This window comes from Pseudonocardia halophobica (assembly GCF_027922425.1).
Taxonomy (GTDB): Bacteria; Actinomycetota; Actinomycetes; order Mycobacteriales; family Pseudonocardiaceae; genus Pseudonocardia; species Pseudonocardia halophobica.
Genome location: NZ_BSFQ01000071.1, coordinates 1 through 11748, shown reverse-complemented (window position 1 = coordinate 11748; position 11748 = coordinate 1). Strand labels below are relative to the sequence as shown.

Genomic DNA, 11748 nt, shown 5'->3' with positions numbered 1-11748 from the left:
CTCCCGCCCGCGGTCCGGGCCGCGGCGCCCGCCGGGGCCGCCGCGCCGGCCCGCCTCGCGCCTGGGGCTGGCGGACCGGCGCTTCCGGATCGGCCGGCTCGTGCTGGTCGTGCTGCTGCTGGCCTCGGCCGTGCAGCTGCTGCTGATCCAGACCGTGCGCGCCGGCGACCTCACCGCGAGCGCGGAGAAGCAGCGCACCACCAAGATCACGATCGCGGCGGAGCGCGGCGCGATCCTCGACCGCAACGGCACCCGGCTGGCCTTCTCCACCGAGGCCCGCGCGCTCGTCACGAACCCGCGGCTGATCAGCTCGGTGAGGAAGGAGCAGGCGGGCGCGTACAAGACCGAGATGGCGCAGGCCGTCGCCCAGGCCACGGGCGGCGACGCCAACGCGATCCAGGAGCAGCTGAACGCCGACCGCGGTTACGTCGTGCTCACCACCAGCGCGGACCCGGACGTCGCGCGCGCCCTCGAGGAGCGCTTCCCGGAGATCGCCGAGGAGAAGCGCGAGTCGCGCCAGTACCCGTCCGGCACCCTGGCGGCCAACATCATCGGCGCCGCGACGTGGAGTGCGGACAACCAGAAGCTGGTCGGCCGCGTCGGCCTGGAGAGCGCCGACGACGACGTCCTCGCCGGTACGGACGGCTTCCAGGTCGTCGACACCGCGGAGGGCAGCGACACCGTCATCCCCGGCAGCACCCGCGCCCAGCAGGCGGCGGTCCCCGGCTCGGACGTCGAGCTGACGATCGACTCGGACCTGCAGTACGTGGTGCAGCAGAAGCTGCAGGACTACGTGGCGAGGACGGGCGCCAAGGGCGGCTCCGCGGTCGTGCTGGACTCGGCGACCGGGCAGGTCCGGGCGATGGCCAACGGGACGACCTTCGACCCGCGCCAGCTCGCCACCTCGGACCCGTCGACGCTCGGCAACGCCGCGGTGTCCAGCCCGTTCGAGCCGGGGTCGGTCAACAAGGTCGTCACCATGGCCGGGGCGCTGGAGTACGGCCTCGCCAAGCCGGACGACGTGCTCGACGTCCCGGGCAGCATCAAGGTCGCCGACCGCACCGTGCACGACGCCTGGGACCACGGGCTGGACCACTACACGCTGACCGGCGTGCTGGCGAAGTCCTCCAACGTCGGCACGATCATGACGGCGGAGAAGCTGGGCCCGGACCGGTTCTCGGACATGCTGGCGCGCTTCGGGATCGGCCAGCGCACCGGCGTCGGGCTGCCCGGCGAGAGCGGCGGCTCGGTGCCGGCGCGCTCGGCGTGGTCCGGCTCGACCTTCGGCAACCTGCCCATCGGGCAGGGCCTGTCGATGACCGTGCTGCAGATGGCCGGGATGTACCAGGCCGTGGCCAACGACGGGGTGCGGATCCCGCCGCGGATCGTCGGCGCCACCATCGCGCCGGACGGCTCGCGGACCGAGACCCCGCAGCCGGAGGGCGTGCGGGTGGTGTCGCCGGAGACGGCGGCCCAGCTGCGCACGATGCTCACCGCCGTCACGCAGAAGGCGCCGGGGCAGCAGGGCACCGGGTACACCGCGCAGGTCCCGGGCTACCAGGTCGCGGGCAAGACCGGCACGGCCCAGCAGGTCGACCCGAAGTGCGGGTGCTACGCCTCGTCGACGTACTGGATCACCTTCGCGGGCATGATGCCGGCGCAGGACCCGCGGTTCGTGGTGGCGATCATGCTCGACGCGCCGAAGGGCGGCACCTCCGCCGCCCCGCTGTTCCACGACATCGCCTCCTACCTGGGACAGAAGGAGAACATCCCGGTCGGCGAGCCGGCCCCGGTGCAGACCCTGGTGGCGCCCTGAGCGGAGCCTGCGCAGCGAACATCCAGCCCTGATCCGGATGTGACCTCGGCCGTGATCCGACCGCCGGGCGACCGGCCCCCGGGCATCCGACCGGGGGCCGGTCCGGCGTGCGCGGACGCCCTGCGATCACCCGCTGCGGCCCGCGCCGGGCGGGTGGTGCGGGGGAGGGGCGCCCGGCGGCCCTCGGTAGCCTCCCCGACGTGTCGCCCGCCAGCTCCGCTCCCACGGACCGCCCGACGGACGCGCGCGTGACGGCCGGGCAGCAGGGTCTCCCTCCGCGCCCCGCGCGGGTCGCCCCCGTCGACCTCGCCCGCCTCGCCGCGCTCACCGGTGCCGAGCCGTACCCGCCGGAGGCGAAGCTCGCGGAGCCGACCCTCGGCACGGAGGCGAAGCTCGCGGAGCCGACCCTCGGCACGGAGGCGAAGCTCGCGGAGCCGACCCTCGGCACGGAGGGGCCCGCCGTCACCGGTGTGACCCACCGCAACTCCGACGTCCGCCCCGGCGACCTGTTCGCCGCGCTGCCGGGCGCCCGCGCCCACGGCGCCGACTTCGCGGGCGCGGCGCTCGCCGCCGGCGCGACCGCCGTCCTCACCGACCCGGCCGGGCTGACCCGCCCGGAGCTGCGCGAGGCCGTCGAGCGGGGGTCCGTGCGGGCGCTGCTGCACCCGCACCCCCGCACCGTCCTCGGCGCGCTGTCCGCCGCCGTCTACGGGGACCCGACCGCGGACCTCACCGTCCTCGGCGTGACCGGGACCAGCGGCAAGACCACGGTGGCGCACTTCCTCGAGGCCGGGCTGCGGGCCGGGGGCCGCGCGACGGGCCTGCTCGGCACCGTCCAGACCCGGATCGGCGAGGACCGCCTGCCCAGCGCCTTCACCACGCCCGAGGCGCCCGACCTGCAGGCGCTGTTCGGCGTGATGCGCGAGCACGGGGTCACGGACGTCGCCATGGAGGTCTCCAGCCACGCGCTGGCGTTGGGGCGCGTGGCCGGCACCCGCTTCGCGGTGGGCGCCTTCACGAACCTCTCGCAGGACCACCTGGACTTTCACCACGACATGGAGGAGTACTTCGCCGCCAAGGCGCGCCTGTTCGTCGACGACGAGCTGCGCGCGGCGAAGGGCGTCGTCTGCGTCGACGACGAGTGGGGCCGCCGGCTCGCCGGGATGGCGCCCGACGCCGTCACCGTCTCCACCGTGCCCTCGCCCGCCCGCCCGACTGCCGACTGGACCGCCCGGGACGTCGTGACCGACCCGGACGGCGCCCAGCAGGCCGTCGTCGTCGCGCCGGACGGGCAGGAGATCCCGCTGCGGCTGCAGCTGCCGGGCGCCTTCAACATCGCCAACGCCGTGCTGGCCCTGGCCGTGCTCGACCTCGCCGGGGTGCCCGCCGCCGTCGCCGCGCCGCGGTTCGCCGAGCTCGCCGTCCCGGGCCGGATGCAGCGGGTCGAGGCGGGGCAGCGGTTCCTGGCCGTCGTCGACTACGCCCACAAGCCCGCCGCCGTCGCCGCACTGCTCGACGCGCTGCGGGCCCAGCAGCCGGACGGCCGCGTGATCACGGTCCTCGGCTGCGGCGGCGACCGCGACACCGGCAAGCGCCCGCTCATGGGGGCCGCCGCGGCCGCGCGCTCGGACGTGCTGATCGTCACGGACGACAACCCGCGCACCGAGGACCCGGCGGAGATCCGGGCCGCCATGCGCGCAGGCGCCGAGGCCGAACCGGCCCGCGGCGACATCCTCGAGATCGGCGACCGGCGCGCGGCGATCACCGCCGCCGTCGAGGTGGCGAAACCCGGCGACGTGGTGGTCGTTGCGGGTAAGGGACACGAGACCGGCCAGGAGGTCCACGGGGTCAAGCACCCGTTCGACGACGTGGACGAGCTCGCCGCGGCGATCCGCGCCGCCGGGCGATGATCCGGGGATCGAGGAAGGCACGATGATCGAGATGCGGCTGGCCGAGGTCGCCGCCGTGACCGGGGGCAGGCTCCACCGGGCGACGGGCGACGAGCCCGTCACCGGCGTGGAGTTCGACTCCCGGAAGGTCGGGCCGGGCGGGCTGTTCCTCGCCCTGCCCGGGGAGCGCGCCGACGGCCACGACTTCGCGGCCGCGGCGGTGGCGGCCGGTGCCTCGGCGGTGCTCGCCGGGCGCGAGGTCGACGCGCCGGCCGTGATCGCCCCGCCGGCGGAGGACTCGTTCGCCGGCACGGACCTCGGCGACGCCGACCCGGACGGCTCCGGGGCCGCCGTGCTGACCGCGCTGGGCAGGCTCGCCCGGCACTCGGTCACGCACCTGCCGGACCTGCAGGTCGTCGGCGTGACCGGCAGCTCCGGCAAGACCTCCACCAAGGACCTGATCGCGGCCGTGCTGCGGCCGCTCGGCGAGACCGTCGCCCCGCCCGGGTCGTTCAACAACGAGCTGGGCCACCCGTGGACCGCGCTGCGTGCCGACGCCGCGACCCGGCACCTCGTGCTGGAGCTCTCGGCCCGCGGGCCGGGGCACATCGCGCGGCTGTGCCGGATCGCGCCGCCGCGGATCGGGGTCGTGCTCAACGTGGGCAGCGCGCACGTCGGCGAGTTCGGGTCGCCGGAGGCGATCGCGCAGGCCAAGGGCGAGCTGGTCGAGGCCCTGCCCGCGGCGGACGAGGGCGGTGTCGCGGTGCTGAACCTCGACGACCCGCGGGTCACGGCCATGGCCTCCCGGACCGCGGCCCGCGTCGTCGGTTACGGGACGGGCGGCGCCGTGCAGGCCGCGGACGTCCGGCTCGAGGCCGGGCGTGCCGCCTTCCGGCTGGTCACCCCGGCCGGCGAGGCGCCGGTCGCGCTGCAGCTGGTCGGCGAGCACCACGTGGGCAACGCCCTCGCCGCGGCCGCCGTCGCGCTGGAGCTGGGCGGCACGCCGGAGGGGATCGCCGCGGCGCTCTCCGCCGCCGGCGCCGCCTCCCGCTGGCGGATGGAGGTCACCGACCGGGCGGACGGGGTGACCGTCGTCAACGACGCCTACAACGCCAACCCCGAGTCGATGACCGCCGCCCTGCGCGCCCTGGCCGCGATCGGCGGCGGCACGCGTCGGACCTGGGCCGTGCTGGGCCCGATGGCCGAGCTCGGCGACACCGCCCCGGCCGCGCACGCGCAGGTCGCGGACGTGGTGCGGGAGCTGGGGGTGGACCGGTTCGTGGCCGTGGGCACGGACCTCTACGGGACCGAACAGGCGGCCGACCGGGACGCCGCGGTCGCGCTGCTGGCCGACCAGGTCCGCGCCGGCGACGTCGTCCTGGTCAAGGCCTCGCGCTCGGCGGGCCTCGACCGGCTCGCCGCCGCGCTGCTGGAACAGGAGCTGATCCGACAGTGAGGGGCGTCTTCGTCGCGGCCGGGGTCGCGCTGGCCCTGTCCATCCTGCTCACCCCCTACCTGATCCGCTTCTTCGCGCGGCAGGGCTTCGGCCAGGAGATCCGCGCCGACGGCCCGAAGAGCCACCAGACCAAGCGGGGCACGCCCACCATGGGCGGCGTCGCGATCCTGCTCGCCATCTGGGCGGGCTACCTGGTCGCGCACCTGCTCACCGGCGAGCCGATGACGGCGTCGGCGCTGCTGGTCCTGTTCCTCACGACCGCGCTGGGCGTCGTCGGGTTCGTCGACGACTTCCTCAAGCTGCGCCGGCGCCGGAACCTGGGCCTGAACAAGACGTCGAAGATCGTGGGCCAGGTGCTCACCGCGACGATCTTCAGCATCCTGGCGCTGCGGTTCGCCAACGCCCGCAACCTCACCCCGGCCTCGGAGTACCTGTCCTTCGTCCGGGACATCGCGGTGCTCGGGTTCGGCGTCGTCGGGTTCGTGATCCTCTGCAACCTGATCGTCGCGGCCTGGTCCAACGCCGTGAACCTCACCGACGGGCTCGACGGCCTGGCCGCCGGCACCGCCGCGATGGTCCTGGCGACGTACACGATCATCGGGTTCTGGCAGTTCCGGAACAGCTGCTCGGTCACCGCGGCCGCGGGCTGCTACGAGGTGCGCGACCCGCTCGACGTCGCGATCGTGGCCGCCGCCGCGATGGGCGGCTGCATCGGCTTCCTGTGGTGGAACGCCGCCCCGGCCCGCATCTTCATGGGCGACACGGGATCGCTGGCCCTCGGCGGCCTGCTCGCCGGGCTGTCCATGGTCACCAAGACCGAGCTGCTGCTCGTCGTCATGGGCGGGGTGTTCGTGGTCGAGGCGCTGTCGGTCTCGCTGCAGATCATCGTCTTCCGCACCACCCGGCGACGGCTGTTCCGGATGGCCCCCTTCCACCACCACTTCGAGCTGGCCGGCTGGGCCGAGACCACGGTGATCATCCGGTTCTGGCTGCTCGCGGCGATCTGCGCGGCGCTCGGGCTGGGGATCTTCTACTCCGAGTGGCTCTCCGCCTCGTCGGGACTGTAGAGATGCCGGGCCAGTTCGCCGGCCGGACCGTGCTCGTCGCGGGCGCCGGGATCTCCGGGATCGCCGCCGCCGAGGCGCTGCTCGCCGCCGAAGCCCGCACCCTGGTGTCGGACGACCGGGCCGCCGCCCTGGAGGACCTCCCGGCCGGCGCCGAGGCCGTCACCGGGTTGCCCGAGGGCGTCGAGCTGATCGTCACCGGCCCCGGCCGGCGGCCCGACCACCCGCTCGTCGCCGAGGCGGCGGCCCGCGGGATCGAGGTCGTCGGCGAGCCGGAGCTGGCCTGGCGGCTGGGGCAGGAGCGGGAGGTCCCGCCGGTCTGGCTCGTGGTCACCGGCACCAACGGCAAGACCACCTGCACCGGCATGCTCGCCGCGATCCTGCGTGCGGCCGGGCTCGACGCCGTGGCCTGCGGCAACATCGGTTACCCGGTGGTGAGCGCGGTCGCGGCGGGGCACGCGGTGCTGGCGGTCGAGCTCTCCAGCTTCCAGCTGCACTGGTCGCCGTCGGTCGTCCCGGCCGCCGGCCTGGTGCTCAACGTCGCAGAGGACCACCTCGACTGGCACGGCGGGCTCGACGCGTACGCCGCCGCCAAGGCGCGCGCCCTGACCGGGTCCGTCGCCGTCGCGGGGGCCGACGACACGATCGCCGCCCGCCTGCTCCGCGAGTCCCCGGCCCCGACGAAGGTCGGCGTGACCCTGGCCGAGCCCGGCCCGGGACAGCTCGGGATCGTGGGGGAGCAGCTGGTCGACCGCGCCTTCCCCGCGAGTCGGGACGTCCTGCAGCGCGAGTCGGGAGCTCCTGCAGCGCGAGTCGCGAGCTCCGGCGAGGGCGTGGTGCTCGCGGAGGTTTCCGACGTCACCCCCGGGGGCCCGCCCGGCCTCACGGACGCCCTCGCCGCCGCGGCGCTGGCCCGCGCCCACGGCGTCGGGCCCGGGGCCGTCCGGGAGGGGCTGGCCGGGTTCCGGCCCGGCCCGCACCGCTCCGCGCACGTCGGGACGGTGGCCGGCGTCCGGTACGTCGACGACTCCAAGGCCACCAACCCGCACGCCGCCGACGCCGCCCTGGCCGCCCAGCCCGCGGGGCGCATCGTCTGGGTCGTGGGCGGGCTGCTCAAGGGCGCGCACGTCGACGGGCTGGTCGCGCGGCACGCCGACCGGCTGGCCGGGGCCGTGATCATCGGTACCGATCGGGCGGAGATCGTCGACGCACTCGCGCGACACGCGCCGCAGATCCCCGCCGTCGAGGTGACCCAGGGCGACGATGAGGTCATGTCCTCCGCCGTCCGCCGTGCCGCCGCACTCGCCCGACCGGGGGATGTCGTACTCCTCGCACCCGCGGCGGCCTCCATGGACCAGTTCCGGGACTACGCCGAGCGCGGCGAGGCGTTCGCCGCCGCCGTGGCGGCCCTCGGGGCATCGGCGGAGGCCGGCGCAGCGGAGGGCGGGGCCGGGGAGCCGGGCGCATGAGCGCGCCCACCCGGAGCCCCCGCCGCCCGTCGCGGCCCTCGCGCACGGACAGCCTTGCGCCTGCGCGCGCCGCCGTCGGCCGCGGCGCCAAGGCGCTGCAGGCCTGGCTGCGCCGCCCGCTCACCTCGCTGCACCTGATCCTCGGGGTCTTCGGGCTGCTGACGATCTTCGGCCTGGTGATGGTGCTGTCGGCGTCGTCGGTGGAGTCGTACTCCGCGGGCGGCTCGTCGTACGCGGTGTTCGTCCGCCAGCTCGGCTTCTGCGCGGCCGGGCTGGTGCTCTTCTACCTCGGGCTGCGGATCCCGCCGAAGCGGATGCGGGCCCTGGCGCCCTGGCTGCTGATCGCCGGTGTCGTCCTGCTGGTCGCGGTGCTGATCCCCGGCGTCGGCGTGGTGCGCAACGGCTCCCGCGCCTGGTTCGCGATCGGCTCCTTCTCGCTGCAGCCGTCCGAGGGCGTCAAGGTCGCGCTCACGCTCTGGGGCGCGCACGTGCTCGTCGCCCGGCGCAACGTGATGCACCGCTGGAAGCACGCGCTCAACCCGCTGGTCCCGGTCACGCTGCTGCTGCTCACCCTGCTCGTCCTCGAGCCGGACCTGGGCATGACGATCTCGCTCGGCATCGTCATGATCGCCCTGCTGTGGTTCGGCGGCGCCCCGATGAAGCTGCTCGCGGCGATCTCCGTCGGCGGGCTCGCCGGCGCGATCATCCTCGGCCTCACCGCGGGGTACCGGGTCAGCCGCATCACGGCCTTCCTCTCCTCGGACACCACCGACCCGCTCGGCCCCGCCTACCAGGCCACCCAGGCCCTCTACTCGCTGGCCGACGGCGGGCTGTTCGGCGTGGGGCTCGGCCAGGGCCGCGCCAAGTGGGACTACCTGCCCAACGCGCACAACGACTTCATCTTCGCGATCATCGGCGAGGAGCTCGGGCTGGTCGGCGCGTTCGCCGTCCTCGCGCTGTTCGCCACGCTGGCCTACACCGGCCTGCGCATCGCCAAGCGCAGCACGGACCCGTGGCTGCGGCTGGTGACCGCGGCGTCGACGACCTGGCTCGTGGTGCAGGCCGCGATCAACATCGGCTACGTGGTGGGGCTGCTGCCGGTCACCGGGCTCCAGCTGCCGCTCATCTCCTCCGGGGGGACCTCCCTGGTCGTGACCATGTTCGTGTTCGGCATGCTGACGAACGCGGCCCGGCACGAGCCCGAGGCCGTGGCGGCGCTGCGGTCGGACGGCCAGGGCCGGATCGCCTCGTTCCTGCGGCTCCCGCTGCCGGAGCCCTACCGGGCACCCGCGCCGCGGCCGCCGGTCCAGCGCTCGGTGCGCCGCTGAGCGGAGCGCGCCGAGCGGAGGACCGGCCCTGACCACCGGCCTCGATCAACCCGACGACAGCAGATCCCCCGAGCGGAGACGATGAGCGAGTACGGCACCCAGTTCCTGCCGCGGATGGGCCCGGGCCCGTCGGTGGTGGTCGCCGGCGGCGGCACCGCCGGTCACATCGAGCCGGCGCTCGCCCTCGCCGACGCCGTCAAGCGGCTGCGGCCCGACGCGACGGTCACGGCCCTGGGCACGGAGAAGGGCCTCGACACGCGGCTGATCCCGGCGCGCGGCTACCCCCTCGAGCTGATCCCTCCGGTGCCGCTCCCGCGCAAGCCGACCACGGACCTGCTCCGGCTGCCCGGCAAGGTGCGCGGCGCCGTCGCCCGGGTGCGCGAGGTGCTCACCAAGGTCGAGGCGGACGTCGTGGTGGGCTTCGGCGGGTTCGTCGCGCTGCCGGCCTACCTCGGCGCCCGCGGGCGCGTCCCGATCGTCGTGCACGAGGCCAACGCCCGCGCGGGGCTGGCCAACAAGGTGGGCGCGCGGTTCGCGGCCGCCGTCGTCGCCGCGGTGCCCGGCAGCGGCCTGCCCGACGCGCAGGTGCTCGGCATCCCGCTGCGGCACGCCGTCACCACGCTGGACCGGGCCGGGCTGCGCGCCGAGGCCCGCCGGCGGTTCGGGCTGCCCCCGAACGGCCCGGTGCTGCTGGTCTTCGGCGGCTCGCAGGGCGCCCGGTCGCTGAACGGCGCGGTGGCCCAGGCGCTGCCGGGGCTGCTGCACGAGGGGATCGGGGTGCTGCACGCGCACGGCCCGACCGGGCAGGCCGCCCCGCCGCAGCCCGGGTACGTCCCGCTGCCCTACATCGACGGCATGCACCTCGCCTACGCCGCGGCCGACGCCGTGCTCTGCCGGGCCGGCGCGATGACGGTCGCCGAGGTCTCCGCCGTCGGGCTGCCCGCGGTGTACGTGCCGCTGCCGCACGGCAACGGCGAGCAGGCCCTCAACGCCGAGCCGGTCGTCCGGGCCGGGGGCGGCGTCCTCGTGCCCGACGCCGAGCTGACCGGCGACCGCGTGCTCGCCGAGCTGGTCCCGTGGTTCCGCGAGCCGGGCCGGCTCGCCGCCATGGGTGCCGCAGCCCGCGCCTCCGGCCACGCCGACGCCGACGAGCGGCTGGCCCAGGTGGTGTTCGGGGTGCTGGGCAGATGACCGCCGACGTGCTCCTTCCCGCGGAGGCGGCATCGTGACCGTGCACAGCTCCGTCCCCGTCCTGGGGCCCCGGGTGCACCTCATCGGCATCGGCGGGGCCGGGATGAGCGGGATCGCGCGGATCCTGCTGGCCCGCGGCGTGGAGGTGTCGGGGTCCGACGCCAAGGACTCGCGCACCGTCCTCGCGCTCCGGGCGCTGGGGGCGTCGATCGCCGTCGGGCACGCCGCGGAGAACCTCGACCGGCTCGACGGGCCGCCGACCGTGGTCGTGTCGACGGCGATCCGGGAGTCCAACCCCGAGCTCGTGCGGGCGCGCGAACGCGGCCTCACCGTGGTGCACCGGGCGCAGGCCCTCGCCGCGCTCACCCAGGGCTACCGGGTCGCCGCCGTCGCGGGCACGCACGGCAAGACCTCCACGTCGTCGATGCTCACGGTCGCGCTGCAGCACTGCGGCGTGGACCCGTCGTTCGCCATCGGCGGGGACCTCACGGTCACCGGCGCCGGGGCGCACCACGGCGAGGGCGACGTCTTCGTGGTCGAGGCGGACGAGTCGGACGGTTCGTTCACGGCGTACGCGCCGCTCGTCGCGGTCGTCACCAACGTCGAGCCCGACCACCTCGACCACCACGGCGACGAGGCCGCCTACCGGGCCGTGTTCGAGGAGTTCCTCGGCCGGATCGCGCCCGGTGGCACGCTCGTGACCTGTGCCGACGACGAGGGTGCCGAGCGGCTGGCGGTGCTCGCCGAGGCCGGCGGGGTCCCCGTCCGCCGGTACGGGCGCACCGCCACCGGCCCCGAGGACGCCGTCCTGCTCGACTTCACGCCGGAGGGCTCCGGCTCGCGGGTGCGGGCCCGGCACGCCGGCGTGGAGCGGGAGCTGCGGCTGGCCGTGCCCGGCGAGCACATGGCGCTCAACGCCCTCGGCGCGCTGCTGGGCGGGGTCGCGCTGGGCGCGCCCGTCCTCGGCCTGGTCGAGGGGCTGGCCGTGTTCGACGGCGTCCGGCGCCGGTTCGAGTACAAGGGCCGCGCCGGCGGAGTGGCCGTCTACGACGACTACGCCCACCACCCCACCGAGGTCGCCGCCACCCTGCGCGCGGCCCGCGAGGTGCAGCCCCCGGTGGGCGGGCCCGGACAGCGCGGCCGGGTCATCGTGGCGTTCCAGCCGCACCTCTACTCCCGCACGCGGACCTTCGCCGAGGACTTCGGGCGGTCCCTCGCCCTCGCCGACGAGGTCGTGGTGCTCGACGTCTACGGCGCCCGGGAGGACCCCGAGCCGGGCGTGAGCGGCGCCCTGGTCGCCGACGCCGTGCCGCTGCCGGCCGAGCAGGTGCACTTCGTCCCGGCGTGGGGGGACGTGCCGAGCGTGCTCGCCGGCCTGGCCCGCCCCGGTGACCTGGTCCTCACGATGGGCGCCGGCGACGTCACCGTGCTCGGCCCCGAGATCCTCCTCGAGCTGGACCGGGCCGCGACGTGACCCGGCCCTCCTCCACCCGGCGTGGGCGCCGGTCGTCGGACCGCTCGGCCGAGCGGGCCGC

Annotated in this window: 8 protein-coding genes; all 8 read left to right on the top strand. The window is 75.7% G+C overall.

Going from position 1 to position 11748, the window contains the following annotated elements; all coding sequences use genetic code 11:
* The coding region (locus tag PKE99_RS36750) for a peptidoglycan D,D-transpeptidase FtsI family protein (RefSeq protein ID WP_306470789.1) at nucleotides 1–1816 on the top strand (1816 nt) is incomplete at its 5' end.
* Between the two features lie 248 nt (nucleotides 1817–2064).
* Entirely contained in the window at nucleotides 2065–3726 is a 1662-nt protein-coding gene (locus PKE99_RS36745) for a UDP-N-acetylmuramoyl-L-alanyl-D-glutamate--2,6-diaminopimelate ligase (RefSeq protein ID WP_438865941.1), read from the top strand.
* A 22-nt stretch (nucleotides 3727–3748) separates the two neighbouring features.
* Entirely contained in the window at nucleotides 3749–5161 is a 1413-nt protein-coding gene (locus PKE99_RS36740; protein WP_037041307.1) for a UDP-N-acetylmuramoyl-tripeptide--D-alanyl-D-alanine ligase, read from the top strand.
* Nucleotides 5158–6228, top strand: a complete 1071-nt coding sequence (gene mraY / locus PKE99_RS36735; protein ID WP_037041768.1) for a phospho-N-acetylmuramoyl-pentapeptide-transferase — start codon at nucleotides 5158–5160, stop codon at nucleotides 6226–6228. Before PKE99_RS36740 ends, mraY begins: the two co-directional genes overlap by 4 nt.
* A gap of 2 nt (nucleotides 6229–6230) precedes the next feature.
* Nucleotides 6231–7694 carry a UDP-N-acetylmuramoyl-L-alanine--D-glutamate ligase gene (gene murD, locus PKE99_RS36730; RefSeq protein WP_037041309.1) on the top strand — a complete coding sequence of 488 codons (1464 nt, stop codon included), beginning with the start codon at nucleotides 6231–6233 and terminating at the stop codon, nucleotides 7692–7694.
* Complete coding sequence (ftsW, locus tag PKE99_RS36725) at nucleotides 7691–9022, top strand: putative lipid II flippase FtsW (RefSeq protein ID WP_051736851.1); 1332 nt, start codon at nucleotides 7691–7693, stop codon at nucleotides 9020–9022. The genes murD and ftsW overlap by 4 nt, the downstream gene beginning before the upstream one ends.
* Nucleotides 9023–9103: 81 nt before the next feature.
* Nucleotides 9104–10213, top strand: coding sequence for an undecaprenyldiphospho-muramoylpentapeptide beta-N-acetylglucosaminyltransferase (murG, locus tag PKE99_RS36720; RefSeq protein WP_037041310.1), 1110 nt, complete (start codon nucleotides 9104–9106; stop codon nucleotides 10211–10213).
* A 103-nt stretch (nucleotides 10214–10316) separates the two neighbouring features.
* A complete protein-coding gene (gene murC / locus PKE99_RS36715) occupies nucleotides 10317–11687 on the top strand; it encodes a UDP-N-acetylmuramate--L-alanine ligase (protein WP_156067250.1) in 1371 nt (456 codons plus the stop codon).
* Nucleotides 11688–11748: the final 61 nt, after the last annotated feature.